The following is a 20759-nucleotide window of genomic DNA, read 5'->3' on the forward strand; positions in this document are numbered from 1 at the left end:
GTTTTATCAAAGAAACAATTTTACGTAGCATTGTTACATCGCTTTTAATGGTCTTACCAGAAAAAGTGGTTCATAAACAACTAGTTACGTGAATTATTCCGCTCAACGAAACCAGTTTGAGGGCGAATTTAGCTATACTTGCTCCCCTTCAAACCGAAGCTTCACCCCACCGCCGCGCACGCGCAAACGTTTGCAGTTTCTTTGTTACAACGTTTTAAAACACGTTTGCTCGCGGTACCCGGCGCCCTCGCGCCCAACAAAAAGAACACCACACTATGCAAACTTCTGCCTTCCATTATCGAAGCTGGGCCGTCGGCACCAAGCTCACTTCTCTCACCCTCGCGCTGGTGGGAGCCTTGTTCATCGCGGCGATGCTATTGATCAGTTACGCCACATCGACGATGCTGGAGCATCGATCGATGAACCAGATCGCCGGCGAGACCCGCGGCGTCGTCAACATGGTCGAAATGTTCGACCGCTCGGTGAACAGCCAGGTGGAGCGTTTCTCCAACATGTTCGCCAACTCCTTTCCGGAAAAATTTTCGCTCGACAGCAGCCGCACCATCCAGATCGGCGACAAGGCGACGCCGGTGCTGCGCAACGGCAATACCGACCTCAACCTGGATTTCGCCATCCCTGACCGCTTCACTGCACAGACTGGCGTGACCGCGACCATCTTCGCCAAGACCGGCGACGATTTCGTGCGCGTCTCCACATCGGTGAAAAAGGAAAACGGCGACCGCGCCGTCGGCACGCTGCTCGACAGAACGCATCCCGGCTACGCGGCACTGCTGGCCGACAAATCCTATAGCGGTATCGCCACACTCTTCGGCAAGCAGTACATCACCAAGTACACCCCGATCAAGGATGCTGCCGGCCAACTGATCGGTGTGCTGTATGTGGGTGTCGACATCTCCGCCGACATTGCGGCGCTGACCAGCAAGATCAAGGCGCTCAAAGTCGGTGAGACCGGCTACTTCTATGTGATCAACGCCAAGCCGGGAAATGACTACGGCAAGCTGATCGCCGGCCCGAAAGATGAAGGCAAAAATCTGGTGGGCCTGAAGGACGTCAACGGCAAAGAATTCATCAAGGATATGCTGACGCAGAAGGAAGGCGTCATGCGCTACATGTGGGACAACCCGGATACCGCCGGCCATGCGGGCGAAGACAAGATCGTTGCATTCAGCCAGTTCGCCAGCTGGAACTGGATCATCGCCGGTGAAACCTATACTGCCGAAGTGACCAATGAAATCGCTGCCATGCGTAACCGCTTCATGCTGTTCGGCGCAGTCTTTTTGCTGCTGGTCGGCGCAGTGCTGGTCATCGTGATCAAACAAGTCGTGACCCGACCGCTGGCGCGTGCCCGCGAAGCCGCCGACAAGCTGGCCGGCGGCGACCTTACCGCACGCCTGCACGTCAATCAGCAAGACGAAATCGGCCAGCTCATGCTCGCCGTCAACGGCATCAGCGACGGCCTGGCGCACGTGGTGGCCGATGTCCGTCAGGGCACCGAGCAGATCACCACCGCCTCGACCGAAATCGCCACAGGCAATCTCGACCTGTCGTCGCGCACCGAGCAGCAGGCAGGCTCGCTGGAGGAAACCGCCTCGGCGATGGAAGAGCTGACCTCCACTGTCAAGCAAAACGCCGACAACGCACAGCAAGCCAACCAGCTGGCGCAGTCCGCCTCTGAAATCGCCTCGCAAGGCGGCGCCGTGGTCGGCCAGGTAATCGACACCATGGGCTCGATCAACGACTCATCGAAGAAAATCGTCGACATCATCAGCGTGATCGACGGCATCGCTTTCCAGACCAACATCCTGGCGCTGAACGCGGCAGTGGAAGCTGCCCGCGCCGGAGAGCAAGGCCGCGGCTTTGCCGTGGTCGCATCCGAAGTCCGCAGTCTGGCGCAACGCTCTGCCGCTGCCGCCAAGGAAATCAAGATTCTCATCGATGATTCCGTCGACAAGGTTGAAGCCGGCAGCAAGCTGGTTGAACAAGCCGGCGCCACCATGACCGAAGTCGTCGCCAGCGTGAAGCGCGTAACCGACATCGTCGGCGAGATCAGCTCGGCCAGCCAGGAACAGCGCGACGGCATCGAGCAAGTCAACCATGCCATCACGCAGATGGAACAAACCACGCAGCAAAATGCCGCACTCGTGGAAGAAGCCGCCGCTGCTGCGCAATCGCTGCAAGATCAGGCGCACAAACTGACGGCATCGGTCAGCACCTTCAAGCTGGACGAGACGCATGCGATGTCGTTCACCGCTGCGCCTGCTCCATCGCATTCCTTGCGCACGGTCACCGCCAAGCCGGCTGCTGCAATCAAACCTGCCGCAGCGGCAGCCAAACCACCTGCTGCAAAAAAGGCATTGCCTCCGGCCGACAAAGACAGCGACTGGGAACAGTTCTAAGTTGGTCAGGCATGGTCATGCCGCCGGCCGGACAGGAAATCCTGTGAACCGGCTGGCGGTATAATCGCAGGATGAACGCACCAGATCGCCCTACCCGCCCCATTCGCCCCATCCAGGCCCTGCCCGACCAGTTGATCTCGCAGATCGCTGCAGGCGAGGTTATCGAACGTCCTTCCGCTGTCGTCAAGGAACTGCTCGAAAACGCCCTCGATGCCGGCGCCACGCAAATCACCGTGCGGCTGGAGCAAGGCGGCGTCAAGCGTATTGCCATCACCGACAACGGCCGCGGCATTCCGCCCGAGCAGATGCCTCTCGCGCTGGCGCGTCATGCGACGTCCAAAATCGCCTCCCTGACCGATCTGGAAAACGTCGGTACCCTCGGCTTCCGTGGCGAGGCATTGGCATCGATCGCATCGGTTGCGCAACTGACACTGACCACGCGTACTGCCGATGCGGCCCATGCGTGGGAAATCACCGGCTCGCAGGAAGGCAATGTCGTCCCCGCATCCGGTGCGCCCGGCACCACCATCGATGTACAGGATTTGTATTTCAATACCCCTGCGCGCCGCAAGTTTCTGAAATCGGAACAAACCGAATACGGCCACTGCGCCGAGGTCGTGCGCCGCATTGCGCTGGCGCGTCCCGACGTCACCTTCTCGCTGACGCATAACGGCAAGACCGTCGACCACTGGAACATCGGCGAGTTTGCCAAACGCAGCGCGCATATTCTCGGCGACGAATTCGCCAACGCCCGTCTGCCGGTCGACGAAAGCGCCGGCCCTTTGCGCATTCATGGTTTCATCGGTTTGCCGACCGCCTCCAAGGCGCGCGCCGACGGCCAGTATTTTTACGTCAACGGCCGCTTTGTGCGCGACAAGTTGCTGGTGCACGCCGTACGCGCCGCCTATCAGGACGTGCTGCACGGCGACCGCTATCCGTCGTACGCACTGGCGCTGGATCTGGATCCGGCACTGGTCGACGTCAATGTGCATCCGTCCAAGATTGAAGTGCGCTTCCGCGACAGCCGCAGCGTGCATCAATTCGTCTTTCACGCCGTCAGCCGCGCGCTGGCTGCGACCTCCGCAACCTCATTCGGCAATGCGCCCGCACCACAAGCGGCTGGCAACGGGCCGTTGCCGTGGATGCGCGATCAAACCCAACAACCCTATCAGCAGCCTCAGCATCAGGCGGAGTTCGGCGCACAGCTGCGTCCGAATTTTTCGGCAGGCGGTTTTGGCGTTGCGCAGAATACCGCCGATTACGGCGCAATGTTCCGTCCCGGCGTGCAGACCAATCTGGACATGGCATCTGCAGCGGACAGCGAAACACATACCGGCGCATTCACCATGCCCATCGCCGCCAATATGCAAAGCCTGCCGGCCGACGACTTCCCGCTCGGCTTCGCGCTGGCGCAATTGCACGGCATCTACGTGCTCGCGCAAAACAGCAAGGGCCTGGTCGTGGTCGACATGCATGCCGCGCATGAACGCATCCTGTACGAGCAATTGAAGAATGCGCTCGATGACAACAGCATGTTCGTGCAACCGCTGCTGATCCCGGTGACCTTCTACGCCGACGCGGTCGAAGTCGGCACGGCGGAAGAACATCAGGACACGCTGAGCGCGCTCGGCTTCGATATCGCGGCGATGTCGCCGACCACGCTGGCAGTGCGCGCCGTACCGGCGCTGCTGAAGAACGCCGATGCCCAGACGCTGGCGCGCGATGTGCTGCGCGATGTGCGCGAATTCGGCGGCTCGCGCGTGCTGCTGGAGCGCCGTAACGAACTGCTCGGCACATTGGCCTGCCACACGGCCGTGCGCGCCAATCGCAGCCTCACCGTCCCGGAAATGAACGCGCTGCTGCGCCAGATGGAAGCCACCGAACGCGCAGACCAGTGCAACCACGGCCGCCCGACCTGGAGCCAGCTGGCCCTGTCCGATCTGGACAAACTCTTCCTGCGCGGTCAATAAGATGGCGGCAGCATCCGAAGTCACTGCCGCACCGCTGGCAGTCGCCATCATGGGACCCACCGCCTCCGGCAAGACCGCAGCGGCGCTGGAAATCGCCAGACATATTCCTTGTGAAATCATTTCGGTGGACTCGGCGCTGGTGTATCGCGAGATGGACATCGGCACGGCCAAGCCGAACGCCGAAGAACTCGCCGGCGTGCCGCATCATCTGATCGATATCCTCGACCCGACTGAATCCTATTCGGCGATGCAGTTTCGCAATGATGCCCTGCGCCTGGCGCAAGACATCCGCGCGCGCGGCAAGCTGCCGCTGCTGGTGGGCGGCACCATGCTGTATTTCAAGGCCTTGCGCGACGGTCTCGACGATTTGCCGGAAGCGGATCCCGCCGTACGCGAACGCCTCGACGACGAAGCCGCGCGCGACGGCGTGCCCGCACAGCATGCACGCCTTGCCACGCTCGACCCGGAAACCGCTGCCCGCCTCAAACCCAACGACAGCCAACGCATCCAGCGCGCGCTCGAAATCATCGAACTGACCGGCAAGCCGATGTCGGCGCTGCTGGCGCAGAAAAAAGCCGAGCCTCTGCCATTCACGCTGTTGCCGCTGGCGCTGGAACCATCGGAGCGCGCCGTCCTGCATGAGCGTATCGCACGCCGCTTTGACCTGATGGTGGAAAATGACGGCTTGCTGGACGAAGTCCGCCGTCTGCGCGCGCGCGGAGACCTGCACCTCGGACTACCGTCAATGCGCTGCGTCGGCTACCGCCAGGCCTGGGAATACCTCGACGGCCACTACGACTACGCCGAAATGCGCGAACGCGGCATCATTGCCACCCGACAACTCGCCAAACGCCAGATCACCTGGCTGCGCTCCACGCCGGGCCGCGTGGTCATCGATTGCAATGCTGCCAATGCCACGCAAATCGTGATGAATCACGTGCGAAAGGCGCTGGAAAGCTGACGTCATGAGGTTTTACGAAAAACGAGTCAAAGAGACAAGCATCAGCGGCTTAAATTCTCTTGACAGGCGCAGGATCGACTAGCATAATTGTGGGCTTGCTTTTGGTGATATAGCTCAGTTGGTTAGAGCACAGCACTCATAATGCTGGGGTCGGTGGTTCAAGTCCACCTATCACCACCAAAGACACTGTAAGCCGTTGATCCGAAAGGGTCAGCGGCTTTTTTGTTTTTGTGGGCAGTTTCTTACCTGTCTTTGATCTCGCGCATGGAACCGCACCGGGTTTATAGGGCAGGGTAAGCAACGGACTCACTGAACGTCATCAGGTTTGTTAGCGGAGGAGCAATGGCTGGAGTCAGCATCAAGAAAATCATGAGCACAAAGCTCGTTACCGTTAACCTGGATGACAAGCTGGAAACGGTAAAAGAGATTTTCGATAATTTAAAATTCCACCACCTGCTGGTGGTGGAAGAGCGCAAACTCTTGGGCGTGGTTTCAGATCGCGATCTGCTCAAGGCCCTGAGCCCGAACATCGGCTCGGCACGCGAAACTTATCAGGACATCGCCAGCCTGAACAAGCGCGTACATCAGATCGCGACGCGGCACCCGATCGTGTTGCAGGAAACCGCCACGGTCGATGACGCAATTCACTTGTTTAACACACACAGCGTTTCCTGCCTGCCGGTCGTCGATCTGAACGCCTGGCCTGTCGGGATTGTGAGCTGGCGTGACATCCTGAAAAACCTGCGCATCAACCCGACCAGTACTTAGAACCGCTCTGGAAAACGGTTAAACGAGCGCAGCTGCGCTCGGCACCACCGTCGCAAACCGATCGGCCAACGCCGCCAGCGACGCGCGCTGTATCTCTGCTGCGGAGACGACACCGCCGCCCAATGCATCCGGTAAATCGCGTGTGGCGCATGCTGCCGCCACGACCGTCGACACATAGCCATGATCGAGCGCCGAACGTGTGGTGGCGCTGATGCACATGTGCGTGGCGAAGCCGGCGATGATCAATTCCTTTTTCCCGGCCTTTTTCAGTTCAGCATCGAGTGTCGTATTCGAGAAGGAATTCGGCAGCGCCTTGACGACGGTCACCTCCCCCTCTTGCGGCTGCAAGCCGTCAATGATGTTGACGTATTCACGTTGCGGATCAAACAGTGCCGCGCCGGGCTTGGCGTGATGAACCACGTGGAAAACCGGAGCGGCGGCAGCGCGCGCCTGTTTGAGCAACTGCGCGATCTCGCCGATGGCGGCGTCAATGCCGGCCAGCGGCACGCCGCCTTTGGTGTATTCGGTCTGATGGTCGATGAGGATCAGCGCGGCGTCCTTCCATTGCGGGGTGCGCGGTGCGGCGCCGGCGATTTGCAGCAGTGTTTTGGGTGTGGACATGGCGGACTCCTTTGAATGTTCAGTAAGTACAGCTAACTGAAGCCATGGTAGATGGTTAAAATACGTACATCAATTCGCAAAAACAGGCAGCCACCCGTGAATAAATTAACAGCTGCGCCGAATCCCCCTGTACAAAACCTGTCTGCGGACTGGGAAGGATTGCGCACCTTTGCCGCCTTTGTGGAAGCCGGCAGCTTCTCGGGAGCCGCACGGTCGCTGGACGTCACGCACGCCACCGTGAGCAGACGCCTGCAGATGCTGGAGCTTGCCTTGCAAGGCCCTCTCTTCACACGGCGCGGCGACGACACCGAACTGACGCGCCTCGGTGAAACGGTGCTGGGCGCTGCGCGTGAGATGCAGGCGCAGACGGCCCAACTGGCGCGCCGGCTGGCCGGTGAGGATATCCGCATGGAGGGCAAGGTGCGCATCGCGAGCACCGATGCGCTGGCGACGATGTTTCTGGCGCCACGCCTGCCTTCCCTGCTGGATCAATGGCCGAATCTGGACGTTGAGTTCAGCATGAGCCATCAGACCGTCAGCCTGGCGCGGCGCGATGCCGATCTGGCAATCCGTTTTGCCAGGCCGCAGGACGGCGACCTGATTGCCAGAAGCCTGGGCAAGATCAGCTACTTTCTCTGCGGCAGCAAGGCGCGCGTGGATGACTGGCGCAATCACCCCGCATCCGCGGCTTTCATCGGTTATGACGATGGCGTGCCGGAGATCCCGGAGACGCTGTGGCTGGCTGACCATGCCGGCAACAACCCGGTGCGCTTTCGCAGCACCAGCCTGGTGGCGCAATGCGTGGCGGCACGTGCAGGGGTGGGGCTGGCATTGTTGCCCCAGTATTTGCTGGCGCCCGATCTGGAACTGGCGGAAACCCAGCCGCAGCTGCATCGGGAAATCTGGGTGGTCTATCACCGTGATTTGAAATCCCTGCCACGCCTGCGCGCCGTGCTGGACTGGCTGGACAGTTGTTTTTCAGCGCAGGCCTGATTTATTGCCGAAATACCATTTTTCATCCTGTTGCAGAACCTTGCCGCAGACTGCCACCTGCCCCGCTTGACTGGGCATCCGGTGCTATAATCGCGAACCTTGGAAGTGCATGGGATGACGATCCGCACTCGCCTTGCCCGCGCCGCAAGACAGCCGTCTCGCTGTTTTTGCTACCGAGCTTGCAACTGAATGCAATTCGCGCCGGGCGGCAACAATACGCGACTCGCCTCTGCTTCCCCTTGCCGGCACCGACTTTGACTCCCTGCCGCGCCCTCATGCTTGATTGACAACTATGCAGAAAAAAGTATTCATCAAAACCTTCGGCTGCCAGATGAACGAGTACGACTCGGACAAGATGGCCGACGTGCTCAACGCTTCCGACGGCCTGATCAAGACCGACAAGCCGGAAGATGCGGACATCATCCTGCTCAACACCTGTTCCGTGCGTGAAAAGGCGCAGGAAAAAGTGTTTTCCGATCTCGGCCGTCTGCGCGAACTGAAGAAACTCAATCCCGACCTGCTGATCGGCGTAGGCGGTTGCGTGGCATCGCAGGAAGGTGAAGCCATCGTCAAACGCGCACCTTACGTCGATATGGTGTTCGGCCCGCAAACCCTGCACCGCCTGCCGCAACTGATCAGCGAGCGCCGCTTTACCGGCCGTGCGCAGGTCGACATCAGCTTTCCTGAAATCGAGAAGTTCGATCACATGCCACCGGCACGTGTTGAAGGTGCTTCTGCCTATGTATCGATCATGGAAGGTTGCAGCAAGTATTGCAGCTATTGCGTGGTGCCTTACACACGCGGCGAAGAAGTCTCGCGCCGCTTTGAAGACGTACTGACCGAAGTCGCCGGACTGGCTGAACAGGGCGTCAAGGAAATCACGCTGCTGGGCCAGAACGTCAACGCCTTCCGCGGCGCCATGGCCGATGGCGAAATCGCCGACTTTGCCTTGCTGATTGAATATATCGCCGACATCCCCGGCATCGAACGTATTCGTTTCGTCACCAGCCATCCGAAGGAATTCACTCAGCGGCTGATCGACACCTACGCCAAGGTGCCGAAGCTGGTGGATCATCTCTACCTGCCGGCGCAACACGGTTCCGACCGTATCCTGGCAGCGATGAAGCGCGGCTACACCGCACTGGAATACAAATCGGTGCTGCGCCGCTTGCGCGAAGTGCGTCCGAACATCGCCATCTCCAGCGACTTCATCGTCGGCTTCCCGGGCGAGACGGAAGAAGATTTCAACGCGCTGATGAAGCTGATCACCGACATCGGCTACGACACCAGCTTCAGCTTCGTATTCAGCCCGCGTCCTGGTACGCCGGCAGCCAATCTGACCGACGATACGCCATACGAAGTCAAGTTGAAGCGCCTGCAGCATCTGCAGGCGGTCGTACAGGACAACGCCAACAAGATCAGCCAGAGCATGGTCGGTTCAGTACAGCGCATTCTGGTAGAAGGTCCGTCGAAGAAGGATCCCAACGAGTTGCAAGGACGTACTGAAAACAACCGCGTGGTCAATTTCGCCAGCGGCCCGAATGGTGCGCGCCTGATCGGCCAGATGGTCGACGTCTCGATTCTGCAGGCATTCCCGTTCTCGCTGCGCGGCGAGATCGTGGTCAAGCAATAATTCAGTCCAATCCGATCTGCTTAACCGGATCTACCTAACCTTATCTCACTGATATCGAGCCAGATTGAAAAAATCACCCAGCCAGCCTCAGTACTTCATCCCGCAACCGCTCGACAACAAACGTCTGGCGCATCTGTGCGGTCCTTTGGATGAAAACCTGAGGCAAATTTCGTCCGCTCTCGATGTGACGATTTTCCGCCGCGGCGAAAAATTCATCGCCAGCGGCACCAACGCCGAGCGCGCAGTCACGATCCTCGAACGCTTTTACGCCTTGGCGGACAAGCCGGTATCGGTGGAAGATATTCAGCTGGCGCTGGTCGAACAACGCGCCACGGCGATCATCGATGCTGAACTCGGCGATGCAGATACCGCCATCGACAAAACAGAAAAGACTGAAATCGAGAGCCCGGTACTGAAAACACGCAAGCACGACCTGCGTGGCCGCACACCGCATCAGAGCGAATACCTGCACGCAATTCTGGAGCACGACATCACCTTCGGCGTCGGCCCGGCCGGCACCGGCAAGACTTATCTTGCCGTAGCCTGCGCTGTCGATGCGCTGGAACGGGACGCCGTACAACGCATCGTGCTGACGCGTCCGGCGGTGGAAGCCGGTGAACGCCTGGGCTTCTTGCCCGGCGATCTGGCGCAAAAGGTTGATCCGTATCTGCGTCCGCTGTATGACGCGCTCTACGACCTGCTTGGTTTTGATCGCACACAGAAGCTGTTTGAAAAACAGGCGATCGAGATCGCACCGCTGGCCTATATGCGCGGCCGTACGCTGAACCACGCCTTTATCATTCTCGATGAAGCGCAAAACACGACGCCGGAACAGATGAAGATGTTCCTCACCCGTATCGGTTTCGGCAGCAAAGCAGTGGTGACAGGCGACGTCACGCAGATCGACTTGCATCACGGCCAAAAAAGCGGCCTGATCGATGCGCTCAATGTGCTGCACGATGTGCGCGGCATTGCGTTCTCGCGCTTCACCAGCAGCGACGTGGTGCGTCATCCGATGGTGGCGCGCATTGTCGATGCTTATGAAGCTGCAGCGCCAAACGGCAACGCCCACATCACTTCCAACAACGCCGTCAAACGTCTCAGCCAGGGCCTGACTCAGTCGGCCAAGCCACGTCATGCAAAAAAATAAACTGACTCTTTCCGTCCAGTACGCCGATCCACGTTTGAAAGAAAGCGTGCCGCGCCCGCAGATCCGCCGATGGATTCAGGCGGCGCTGTTTGCGCCTGCCGAGCTGACGATTCGTTTTGTCGATGCCCAAGAAGGCCAGACGTTGAACCGCGACTATCGCGGCAAAGACTACGCCACCAACGTGCTGACGTTTGCCTACACGGAAGACGAAAACAGCGAAGTCACGCAAGCCGACATCATCCTGTGCACCGATGTACTGGAAAAAGAAGCCGCTGAGCAAAAGAAGCCGCTGCTGGATCATGCGGCGCACCTGATCGTCCATGGCGTGTTGCATGCGCAAGGCTACGATCATGAAGAAGAGGAAGAGGCGACCGAGATGGAAGCTTTGGAGACGGAGATTCTGGCGGGCCTGGGCTTCGACAATCCTTACGCCGATCGCGGTTGAGCTTGAAACCCGCATCGCCGACTGAGGCGTGCCGCCGTTCATTTTTGCTTCAAGCCATCATCTGAGGTGGCTCGATGTCCATAGTGCAACAATTGGTGTAATGCTTTGCGGCATCGTTTATTTCAACACCGATGCTGTACTGACGCTGATAACTATTCCTTGTCGCGGTAGCGTCTGACCGCTGTCCGCAAAAATTCCAACTGCCGTCCAAAGCGCGTGCAACGGTCGCAAATGGCCAGATGCCAGCGCAGCGCCAGCCTTCGCGCAAACGATAGCTTGTTGTCTTGCGCCTCGCACAAGACGCGGTGTGCTTCCTTGCATTTCATCTATTCTCTCCAGTGACGTCATTGTAGATGACGCGCCGTCACCCAATTCGCCGGTTCCGTATCGTTTAGTCGGCGATCGACCCGAATTCTTACATTTTGCTGACCGCTTTCTCGCTAAATTTTTAAGTGTTGGCAAAATGCTCTTCCGTTTTCATTCTTTTTCTCTCCGCCTGTAAGAAATCACCCGGTCGCTGCGACCAAGGGGCATGGAATCGCAAAACGCCTCACACGAATCTGATCGAAGACGTTTTGCATTGCGCCATATACTCAGGAGACGATTGTGAAAGCTTCCCTATCGGTCATGCCGACCACCCCGGCCGTTCCGCCCGCCAAGACAGTGCACCCGCTGTGGCTGCGCGTAACGCACTGGATCAATGCCTTCTCTGTCGTGATCATGATCGCCAGCGGCTGGCGCATCTACAATGCTTCGCCAATTTTTCCCTTCGTCTTTCCTAAAGAATGGACACTGGGCGGCTGGCTCGGCGGCGCATTGCAGTGGCATTTTGCCGCGATGTGGCTGCTGGCGATCAACGGCCTTGTGTATCTCGCACTCAACCTGCTAAGCGGACGTGCACAACGTAAATTCTTTCCGTTGCGCCCGAAGGAAGTCCTGCATGACTTTGTGCAAGCGTTGAAAGGCAAGCTGCAGCACGCGTCGCTCGATCACTATAACGCGGTGCAAAAACTAGCGTATCTATCCGTCATTGCCGATCTCATTCTGATTGTGGTGTCCGGCCTGGCGATCTGGAAATCGGTGCAGCTTCCCTTACTGCGCGACTTGATGGGCGGCTTTGACAGTGCGCGCATCGTGCATTTTTTCGCGATGAGTTTTCTGGTGCTGTTCATCGTCGTACATATCGTGATGGTGGCGCTGGTGCCGCGCACCTTGCTCGCCATGCTGCGCGGACGCTGAGGGGAACATCATCATGATCAAGAAACCCCATCGCCTGCCTTCCACGCTCGATAGCGAACTCATCATCAAGGATGCACGCCGCGAACTCGAACTGGCCATGCCTTCGCGCCGTCTGTTCGGCAAACGCGCGTTGACGCTGGGAGGCCTGTCGCTGCTGACCGGCTGCGAGATTACCGATAACGAATCGGTCAATCGCATGCTCACCAAAATCTCGCGCATGAACGACGGCGTGCAGGCCTGGCTGTTTGATCCGAACAAGATGGCGCCGACCTATCCGGCGTCGATGATCACACGACCGTTTCCGTTCAATGCGTTTTACGGCGAAGACGAAATCACCGAAGTCGACGGCGACGATTACCGCCTGGAGATCAAAGGACTGGTCAGCAACAAGAAAACGTGGACACTGCCGGAACTGCGTCGCCTGCCACAGGTGGAGCAGATCACGCGCCACATCTGCGTGGAAGGCTGGAGTGCTATCGGCCGCTGGGGCGGCGTCCCGTTTGCCGGCTTCCTGAAACATATCGGCGCCGACCTCAATGCCAAATTTATCGCATTCCGCTGTGCCGATGACTATTACACCAGCATCGACATGCCGACCGCGCTACACGCACAAACGCAGCTGACGCTGACCTACGACGGCGAGATTCTGCCGCCGAAGTATGGCTTCCCGATGAAGCTGCGCATGCCCACCAAACTGGGCTACAAGAATCCGAAGCACATTGCTTCAATCGAAGTAACCAACACTTACCCCGGCGGTTACTGGGAAGACCAGGGGTACAACTGGTTCGGCGGTGCTTAGCAAGTTGCCAAGTCATTGCCGGGTTCATGGCGCTTTTGCCACTTTTTTACCAATTTTTATTTCTAGGAGCTCCACATGAAAAAAGCACTCTCCACACTGTTCGCCTGTCTGATGATGGCTGCCGTTTCGGGCGCCTACGCTGCCGACACCATGGCCAAGGACGACATGGCCAAAGACTCGATGTCGAAGGACAGCATGAAAAAAGACGGCATGAAGAAAGACAAGATGAAAAAGAAAGACTCTATGAGCAAGGATTCCATGGCCAAAGACGGTATGGCTAAGGATGGTATGGCGAAGGACGGCATGGCCAAGGATGAAATGAAGAAGTAATCACACTTCGTTTCTTTCGACATGTTCGCGGCATGCGCATGCTGCGGACATGTCCATCCGGAAATTGTTGTAATTTGCGACGTTCTGTCCGCTTCATTCGTTGTTCGCGCTGAGCAGGAAATCGCGTTTTAGTAGATTTGTCATATATTTGTTGTATCCTATGGCCATCGAAACAACGTCGGACCCACGGCTCACGCCATATGCAAGATCACCCTAGTAGCGTCAAATCCATTGACGCTAAACCACACCGTTCTTTATTTGAACGTCTCACTGCACTCATCTCCCCTGAACCTGAAAACCGAGCAGAGTTGCTCGAAGTCCTGCACGACGCACATGAGCGCAATCTGATTGACGCCGACGCGCTGTCGATGATTGAAGGCGTGTTTCAGGTATCCGATCTGGCCGTACGCGACATCATGGTGCCGCGTTCGCAAATGGACACCATCGACATCACCAAACCGATCGAAACCTGGATGCCTGAAGTGCTGTCGACTTCGCACTCCCGCTTCCCGGCTGTCGAAGGAGAGCGCGACAAGGTGATCGGTGTCTTGCTGGCAAAGGATCTGCTGCGTTATTACGCGGAAGATTCTTTCGATGTGCGCGACATGCTGCGCCCCGCCGTCTTCATCCCCGAATCGAAACGCCTCAACGTGTTGCTGCGCGACTTCCGCGCCAATCGCAACCACATGGCCATTGTTGTCGACGAATACGGCGGCGTTGCCGGTCTGATCACGATTGAAGACGTGCTGGAACAAATCGTCGGCGATATCGAAGACGAATACGATTTTGACGAAGAAGAAGACAACATCCTTGCCATCAAGGACGGCGCCAACGGCCCACGCTGGCGCATCAAGGGGCTGACCGAAATCACCCAGTTCAACGAAACCCTGGAAACCGAATTCTCCGACGAGGACGCCGACACCATCGGCGGTCTGGTCGCCAACCATCTCGGCCGCGTACCGCGCAAGGGCGACGAGTTCGACATCGCCGGCATGCACTTCGAAGTGCTGCGCGCCGATGCTCGCCAGGCGCATGTGCTGCTGGTGGAAAAACTGCCGGAAAACCCGGCAGCCGAGGAAGAAGAATAAGTTTCCCTGCGTGAACCTCCCGACTCACTCCCCCGCCGGCACAGACACTGCAACGGATGCCTTGACTGCATCCACCGCGTCCCATCATGTTGAAACGTCAACTACAGTGACAAGATGGACGCCGCTCATCGCTTTGCTGGCCGGCGTGCTCAATGTGCTAGCCTTCGCCCCCTTCAACATCTGGCCGATTCAGATCCTGACGCTGGCTTGGGTGTTTCGCCAGATCAGCCGCACAACGTCATTCAGGCGCAATGCGCTCACCGGCTGGCTTTATGGCTTCGGCTGGGCAGCGTGCGGCGTGCACTGGCTGTACATCAGCATGCACGACTATGGCGGCATGGCAGGATGGATGGCAGCTTTGGCAGTCGGCTTACTGGCTGCCTATCTCGGTATTTATGCAGCGCTTACTGCAGGACTGGCAGGCTGGCTAAAACAGCGCTGGCAGGTTTCGCCCGCCGTGCTGCTGCTGCTGGTGCTGCCGGCCTTATGGGCTTTATCGGAATGGGTTCGCGGATGGCTGTTCACGGGATTTCCCTGGCTGACTTCCGGTTACGCGCATAACGTCGGCCCGCTGGCAGGTTTTGCTCCGCTCATCGGCGTCTACGGCTTGGCGTGGATTGCAGCCGTCATCGCAGGCTGTCTGGCGATGGTGAGCCTGCGTACAGGCCGGCGCATCCTGCCCGCGGTGCTGGCGGTAGTGCTGGCCTGTGCGGGCACAGCCTTGCATTTGGTGCAATGGACAACACCTGTCGGCCAACCGATCACCGCACGCATGCTGCAGGGAAATATTCCGCAGGAAATGAAATTTTCCAATGAAGCGCTGCTGTCTACCTTGAATATGTACGACGAGATGATTCGCAGTGCTCCCGCTGATTTGATTGCGACACCGGAAACCGCCGTACCGCTGCTGCCGCAGCAGTTGCCGCCGGATTATCTGGCACGTTTGATCCGTTTTATCCAGAGCTCCGGTAGCCATCTGGCGCTGGGCATTCCGCTGTCTGACGGCCCCAACCAGTACGCCAACAGTGTGATCGGTTTTTCTCCCGATCCGGCCAGCGCCAAAAGCCCTTATCGCTATGACAAGCACCATCTGGTGCCTTTCGGCGAATTCATCCCATTCGGCTTCCGCTGGTTTGTCGACATGATGAGCATCCCGCTGGGCGATATGACGCGCGGTAACCCGTTGCAACTGCCGTTTGCGGTGAAACAGCAATGGGTGATGCCAAACATCTGCTATGAGGATTTGTTCGGCGAAGAAATCGCCGCCCAGCTGGGTGGCGCCTACTACGCCGGTCAGCCGCAGGCCAGCATTCTTCTGAATCTGTCGAATATTGCCTGGTTCGGCAACTCCATCGCCCTGCCGCAACATTTGCAGATCTCGCAGATGCGCGCCCTGGAAACAGGTCGTCCGATGCTGCGCTCAACCAATACCGGCGCGACCGCCGTGATCGGGCCGAACGGGCAAGTGATCTCCGAATTGCAACCCTACACACGCAATATGCTGAGCGCATCGGTGCAAGGCTATCAAGGCCAGACGCCGTACATTCTATTCGGCAACAAGCTGATGCTGGCGCTGGCAATTGTCTCGCTGGCAGCGGCATGGCTGCTGTCGCGCCGCAAGCGCTAAGATTTCAGCGCAATTTCCTTGTCTTATTCGGCGCTATCCTCGATGCGGGGCGCATAAGCACCCCAAAAACCGCTAAAATTCAGGGTTTTAGCAATTCCTTGCCTGCCGTCACCGGCAACTACAAAAAAGATGCTCACATTTCAACAGATTATTCTCAAGCTGCAAGAATATTGGGATGCGCAAGGTTGCGCATTGCTCCAGCCGTACGACATGGAAGTCGGCGCCGGCACGTCGCATACTGCGACCTTCCTGCGCGCCATCGGACCTGAGCCTTGGCGCGCCGCCTATGTGCAACCATCGCGCCGCCCGAAAGATGGCCGCTACGGCGAAAACCCGAATCGCATGCAGCACTACTACCAATATCAGGTCGTGCTGAAGCCTGCACCTGAGAATATCCTCGATCTGTACCTCGGCTCGCTGGAAGCACTGGGCCTGGACCTGAAGCAAAACGACGTGCGCTTCGTCGAAGACGACTGGGAAAACCCGACGCTGGGCGCCTGGGGCCTGGGCTGGGAAGTCTGGCTCAATGGCATGGAAGTGACGCAGTTTACTTACTTCCAGCAAGTCGGCGGTCTCGACTGCAAGCCGGTGCTGGGTGAAATCACCTACGGCATTGAGCGTCTGGCGATGTACCTGCAAGGCGTGGAAAATGTCTACGACCTGGTCTGGACCGAATGGCTCGAAAACGGGGTCAAGAAGAAGCTGACCTACGGCGACGTGTTCCATCAGAACGAAGTCGAGCAGTCGACCTTCAATTTCGAATACTCGAATACCGACTTCCTGTTCTCGCTGTTCGGCAACTATGAATCTGAAGCCAAACGCCTGCTCGAAGTCCCGCTGGCATTGCCTGCGTACGAAATGATCCTGAAGGCGGCACACACCTTCAATCTGCTCGATGCACGCGGTGCGATTTCGGTGACCGAGCGTGCGGCCTACATCGGGCGCATTCGCAATCTGTCGCGCGCAGTGGCGCAGGCGTATTTCGAATCGCGCGAGCGTCTGGGCTTCCCGATGGCCGGCGCGGCGGACACCGCACGCCAGGCAGCTTGAACGCTTGGGCTCACTGAACAAGCCTGAATACGCCTGAACATAAGCCTGAACAAGTATTGACCGGATCGCGCACCGGCTGAACACCGCCGCTGCGCCAGACAAGCAAGAATTGGCAAGAAAACAGAAAATGACTCAAACACTTTTAGTAGAACTCCTGACCGAAGAACTGCCACCGAAAGTACTCGCCAAACTGGGCGATGCCTTTTCCAACGGCATTTTCAACGGACTGAAAGCACGCGACTTCCTCGAAGACGGCGCAGTCGCCTCGGCCTACGCGACACCCCGCCGCCTGGCGGTTGCCATCACCAAGGTACGCACCACCTCGCTGGATAAATCGATCCGCGAAAAAGTGCTGCCGGTCAGCGTCGCGCTCGACGCCGAAGGCCGCCCCTCCGCACCGCTGGTCAAGAAACTGGCCGCGCTGGCTGCGCAAGTCGGCGTCACCGTCATCACGCCGGATCAACTGGAACGCGCGCAGGACGGCAAAGCCGAGAGCTTCTTCTACACCTACACCGCCAAGGGCACTGCCCTGCAAACCGGTTTGCAGGCTGCGCTGGAAGAATCGGTCGCCAAGCTGCCGATTCCCAAGGTCATGAGCTATCAGCGCCAGCACGGCCGCGCCGCCGGCGACACCGTGCATTTCGTGCGCCCTGCGCATCGCCTGATCGCGCTCCATGGCACCGCTGTCGTGCCGCTGAATATCCTTGGCCTGGATGCGGACAAGATCACGCAGGGGCATCGTTTCCTGTCGCAAGGCACGATCGCGGTCGACTCGCCGGAATCGTATGTCGAAACGCTGATCAGCAAAGGCAAGGTCATTCCCGGCTTCAACGAGCGCAAGGAAAAAATTCGCCTCGATCTGCTCGGCAAAGCTGGCGACGACAAGGTTCTGATGCCTGAATCGCTGCTGGACGAAGTCACGGCGCTGGTCGAGTGGCCGGTGGTCTACGAATGTAAATTCGACGATCAATTCCTGGCCGTGCCGCAGGAATGCCTGATCCTGACCATGCAGACCAATCAGAAATATTTTGCGCTGACCGATGCCAACGGCAAGCTGCGTTCGCGCTTCCTGATCGTCTCCAATCTGGAAACGCCGGATCCGCGTCACATCATTCAAGGTAACGAGCGCGTCGTGCGCCCACGTCTGTCGGATGCGAAATTTTTCTTTGAACAAGACAAGAAAAAATTGCTGGCTGACCGCGTACCGCAACTGGGCAACGTGGTGTATCACAACAAACTGGGCAATCAGTTGCAACGCACCGAGCGCGTTAAGGCGCTGGCCGGCGCGATTGCCAAACTGCTGGGTACCGATGTGGCGCTGGCCGAACGCGGCGCCTTGCTGGCCAAGACCGACCTGCTGACTGATATGGTGGGCGAGTTCCCCGAGCTGCAAGGCATCATGGGCACCTACTACGCGCGCCACGACGGCGAGCCGGACGAAGTCGCCCTGGCGGCATCCGAACACTATCAGCCGCGCTTTGCGGGCGATGCTTTGCCGGCATCAGCCACAGGCACTGCCGTCGCGCTGGCGGACAAGCTAGAAACCTTGGTCGGTATCTGGGGTATCGGCCTGCAGCCAACCGGCGACAAGGATCCTTTTGCACTGCGCCGCCATGCACTGGGTATCCTGCGCATGCTGGTTGAAAAACGCCTGCCGCTGGCGATCCCTGTTTTGTTGAAGGAAGCGGTTGCGCTGTTCGCGGGTAACAGCAACTTCAAGGATCCGAGCGCCGACGTCAGCGCCTTCTTCTATGATCGTCTGCGCGGTCTGCTGCGTGAGCGCAATTATTCGCCGAACGAAATCGAAGCCGTGGTCGCGCAACAGCCGGAAGTCCTGGACAACATCACCGAGCGTCTCGACGCGGTGCAAGCCTTCGCCGCATTGCCGGAAGCCGAAGCATTGGCTGCCGCCAACAAGCGCATCACCAACATTCTGAAAAAGATCGAAGGTGGCGTGACGGGTACGGTACAAAACGGCCTGCTGCGCGAAGCTGCCGAACAGGCGCTCTATTCGGCCATGCTGCTGTTGAAGCCGCAAGTCGATGCTGCGTACGCCCAGGGCAACTTCAGCGGCGCGTTGAAAGCGCTGGCACAATTGCGCCAGAACGTCGACGCCTTCTTCAACGACGTCATGGTCAACGCCGAAGACGAACAGCTGCGCAACAATCGCCAGGCATTGCTGGCCGAGTTGCATCAGATGCTCAACCAGGTTGCGGACATTTCAAAGCTGGCTGCTTAAGTTTCACAGGGCTCATACGGTTCTCAGGGATAGAGGGTAAGAAGAACATGAAGCTGATCATTCTGGATCGCGATGGCGTGATTAATCACGACTCGGACGCGTTCATCAAGTCGCCGGCAGAGTGGATCCCCATCAAGGGTTCGCTGGAAGCGATCGCCCGGCTGAATCAGGCCGGCTATCGCGTGGTCGTGGCAACCAATCAGTCCGGCGTGGGACGCGGCCTGTTCGACATGATGACGCTCAATGCCATCCATCAGAAAATGCACAACGCCGCGCAGCAAGTAGGCGCGGATATCGATGCGGTGTTTTTCTGCCCGCATGCCGCCGACGACAATTGCGATTGCCGCAAACCCAAGGAAGGCATGTTCAATGAAATCGCCAAGCGTTTCGGCGTGAGCCTGCGTGGCGGCGTGATCACCGTCGGTGACTCGTTGCGCGATCTGCAGGCAGGCTTCAAGGCCGGCTGCGCGCCCTATCTGGTATTGACCGGCAAAGGCGAAAAGACACGCGAAAAAGGCGGTCTGCCACCAGGAACACTCGTCTATCCCGATCTCGCCAGCGTGGTCGACTTCATCTTAAAAGCGCCGGTAGAAGTGTCGGTTTAGGTTCTGTCCGGGCTTCGCATGGCGAGCCCGGCCGAATCGTATTAGGGAGATTGAATTTTGCGTATCAACCTGTTTTTGCGTTCCGTTCTGTTCACACTGATCATGACCATCGTCACCGTCGTCTGGTCGATGGCCTGCATCCTGTTTGCGCCGTTTCCCTACGCCAAGCGCTATTACCTGACGTCGCGCTGGAATGTCATCGTGATCTGGGCCGCACGCGTGATCTGCGGCATTCGTTATCAGGTCAAAGGCATGGAAAACCTTCCCGATGCGCCGGCGATTCTCTTGTCAAAACATCAGTCGGCATGGGAAACAATTTTCTACCTGATCATCATGCCGCGTCCGCTGGTGTTTGTGTTCAAGAAAGAACTGACCTACATTCCTTTCTTCGGTTGGGGTATTGCGTTGCTGCGCATGATTCCGATTGACCGCAGCAAGGGCCGCGATGCCTTCGCTCAGGTGGTCGTGCAAGGCCGCAAGCGCCTGGCCGATGGTCAATGGGTGATCATGTTCCCGGAAGGCACACGTATTCCCGTGGGCCAGGTGGGCAAGTACAAGCACGGCGGCTCGCGCCTGGCGGTAGAAACCAACACGCAGGTCGTACCGATTGCGGTCAATGCCGGCGAATGCTGGCCTAAAGGATCGTTCATCAAAAAACCGGGAATCATTACCGTGTCGATCGGCAAGCCGATCTCGCCGGAAGGCCTGGATCCCGCACAATTAAGCCAACGCGTCGAAAATTGGATAGAATCAGAGATGCGCGTGATTTCCCCGGCGGTTTATGCCGCTGTAGATAAAAAGAACTGACCATCGGCCCTAATACA

The 20759-nt window shown here is 58.2% G+C and carries 19 protein-coding genes and 1 tRNA gene; 18 read left to right on the top strand and 2 right to left on the bottom strand.

The features are described from left to right. Positions 1-275: 275 nt before the first annotated feature. From hmeg3_RS19770 to hmeg3_RS19790, 5 genes are all read left to right on the top strand, one after another. The gene (locus hmeg3_RS19770; protein ID WP_094565251.1) at positions 276-2417 is read left to right on the top strand and encodes a methyl-accepting chemotaxis protein; all 2142 of its coding nucleotides are present in this window, start codon (positions 276-278) and stop codon (positions 2415-2417) included. Between the two features lie 71 nt (positions 2418-2488). Next, complete coding sequence (gene mutL, locus hmeg3_RS19775; RefSeq protein WP_094565252.1) at positions 2489-4387, top strand: DNA mismatch repair endonuclease MutL; 1899 nt, start codon at positions 2489-2491, stop codon at positions 4385-4387. A 1-nt stretch (position 4388) separates the two neighbouring features. Beyond that, positions 4389-5348, top strand: a complete 960-nt coding sequence (gene miaA, locus hmeg3_RS19780) for a tRNA (adenosine(37)-N6)-dimethylallyltransferase MiaA (RefSeq protein ID WP_094565253.1) — start codon at positions 4389-4391, stop codon at positions 5346-5348. Between the two features lie 103 nt (positions 5349-5451). Continuing rightward, a tRNA-Met gene (locus tag hmeg3_RS19785) sits at positions 5452-5528 on the top strand. Positions 5529-5717: 189 nt separating this feature from the next. Beyond that, complete coding sequence (locus tag hmeg3_RS19790; protein ID WP_232511744.1) at positions 5718-6116, top strand: CBS domain-containing protein; 399 nt, start codon at positions 5718-5720, stop codon at positions 6114-6116. Positions 6117-6134: 18 nt separating this feature from the next. On the opposite strand, the gene hmeg3_RS19795 is transcribed toward hmeg3_RS19790, so the two are convergent. Beyond that, positions 6135-6737, bottom strand: coding sequence for a cysteine hydrolase family protein (locus tag hmeg3_RS19795; protein ID WP_094565255.1), 603 nt, complete (start codon positions 6735-6737; stop codon positions 6135-6137). 51 nt (positions 6738-6788) lie between these two features. On the opposite strand from hmeg3_RS19795, the gene hmeg3_RS19800 reads away from it, so the two are divergent. From hmeg3_RS19800 to ybeY, 4 genes are all read left to right on the top strand, one after another. After that, the gene (locus hmeg3_RS19800) at positions 6789-7730 is read left to right on the top strand and encodes a LysR family transcriptional regulator (RefSeq protein ID WP_369828841.1); all 942 of its coding nucleotides are present in this window, start codon (positions 6789-6791) and stop codon (positions 7728-7730) included. Positions 7731-8022: 292 nt separating this feature from the next. Beyond that, positions 8023-9363 carry a tRNA (N6-isopentenyl adenosine(37)-C2)-methylthiotransferase MiaB gene (gene miaB, locus hmeg3_RS19805; protein WP_094565256.1) on the top strand — a complete coding sequence of 447 codons (1341 nt, stop codon included), beginning with the start codon at positions 8023-8025 and terminating at the stop codon, positions 9361-9363. Positions 9364-9427: 64 nt separating this feature from the next. After that, positions 9428-10513 carry a PhoH family protein gene (locus hmeg3_RS19810; RefSeq protein WP_094565257.1) on the top strand — a complete coding sequence of 362 codons (1086 nt, stop codon included), beginning with the start codon at positions 9428-9430 and terminating at the stop codon, positions 10511-10513. After that, the gene (gene ybeY / locus hmeg3_RS19815) at positions 10500-10958 is read left to right on the top strand and encodes an rRNA maturation RNase YbeY (protein ID WP_094565258.1); all 459 of its coding nucleotides are present in this window, start codon (positions 10500-10502) and stop codon (positions 10956-10958) included. Before hmeg3_RS19810 ends, ybeY begins: the two co-directional genes overlap by 14 nt. Positions 10959-11110: 152 nt before the next feature. On the opposite strand, the gene hmeg3_RS19820 is transcribed toward ybeY, so the two are convergent. Continuing rightward, positions 11111-11284, bottom strand: a complete 174-nt coding sequence (locus hmeg3_RS19820) for a zf-HC2 domain-containing protein (protein ID WP_094565259.1) — start codon at positions 11282-11284, stop codon at positions 11111-11113. 301 nt (positions 11285-11585) lie between these two features. On the opposite strand from hmeg3_RS19820, the gene hmeg3_RS19825 reads away from it, so the two are divergent. The 9 genes from hmeg3_RS19825 (at position 11586) to hmeg3_RS19865 (ending at position 20742) form a co-directional block, all read left to right on the top strand. After that, positions 11586-12197 carry a cytochrome b/b6 domain-containing protein gene (locus tag hmeg3_RS19825; RefSeq protein ID WP_094565260.1) on the top strand — a complete coding sequence of 204 codons (612 nt, stop codon included), beginning with the start codon at positions 11586-11588 and terminating at the stop codon, positions 12195-12197. Positions 12198-12210: 13 nt separating this feature from the next. Then, entirely contained in the window at positions 12211-12996 is a 786-nt protein-coding gene (locus hmeg3_RS19830) for a molybdopterin-dependent oxidoreductase (RefSeq protein WP_094565261.1), read from the top strand. 75 nt (positions 12997-13071) lie between these two features. Next, a complete protein-coding gene (locus tag hmeg3_RS19835; protein WP_094565262.1) occupies positions 13072-13326 on the top strand; it encodes a pentapeptide MXKDX repeat protein in 255 nt (84 codons plus the stop codon). A gap of 200 nt (positions 13327-13526) precedes the next feature. Then, on the top strand, positions 13527-14414 hold the full coding sequence (locus tag hmeg3_RS19840) for an HlyC/CorC family transporter (RefSeq protein ID WP_094565263.1): 888 nt from the start codon (positions 13527-13529) through the stop codon (positions 14412-14414). Positions 14415-14520: 106 nt separating this feature from the next. Continuing rightward, positions 14521-16041, top strand: a complete 1521-nt coding sequence (gene lnt / locus hmeg3_RS19845; protein WP_232511746.1) for an apolipoprotein N-acyltransferase — start codon at positions 14521-14523, stop codon at positions 16039-16041. A 129-nt stretch (positions 16042-16170) separates the two neighbouring features. Continuing rightward, positions 16171-17091 (top strand): glycine--tRNA ligase subunit alpha, encoded by a 921-nt coding sequence (gene glyQ, locus hmeg3_RS19850; protein ID WP_094565265.1) that lies wholly within the window; start codon positions 16171-16173, stop codon positions 17089-17091. 127 nt (positions 17092-17218) lie between these two features. Next, the gene (gene glyS, locus hmeg3_RS19855) at positions 17219-19330 is read left to right on the top strand and encodes a glycine--tRNA ligase subunit beta (RefSeq protein WP_094565266.1); all 2112 of its coding nucleotides are present in this window, start codon (positions 17219-17221) and stop codon (positions 19328-19330) included. Positions 19331-19377: 47 nt separating this feature from the next. Continuing rightward, on the top strand, positions 19378-19935 hold the full coding sequence (gmhB, locus tag hmeg3_RS19860; protein WP_198361729.1) for a D-glycero-beta-D-manno-heptose 1,7-bisphosphate 7-phosphatase: 558 nt from the start codon (positions 19378-19380) through the stop codon (positions 19933-19935). 57 nt (positions 19936-19992) lie between these two features. Continuing rightward, positions 19993-20742 carry a 1-acyl-sn-glycerol-3-phosphate acyltransferase gene (locus tag hmeg3_RS19865; protein WP_094565268.1) on the top strand — a complete coding sequence of 250 codons (750 nt, stop codon included), beginning with the start codon at positions 19993-19995 and terminating at the stop codon, positions 20740-20742. The last annotated feature ends 17 nt before the right edge of the window (positions 20743-20759 follow it).

The organism is Herbaspirillum sp. meg3, assembly GCF_002257565.1.
In the GTDB taxonomy this organism is placed as follows: domain Bacteria; phylum Pseudomonadota; class Gammaproteobacteria; order Burkholderiales; family Burkholderiaceae_D; genus Herbaspirillum.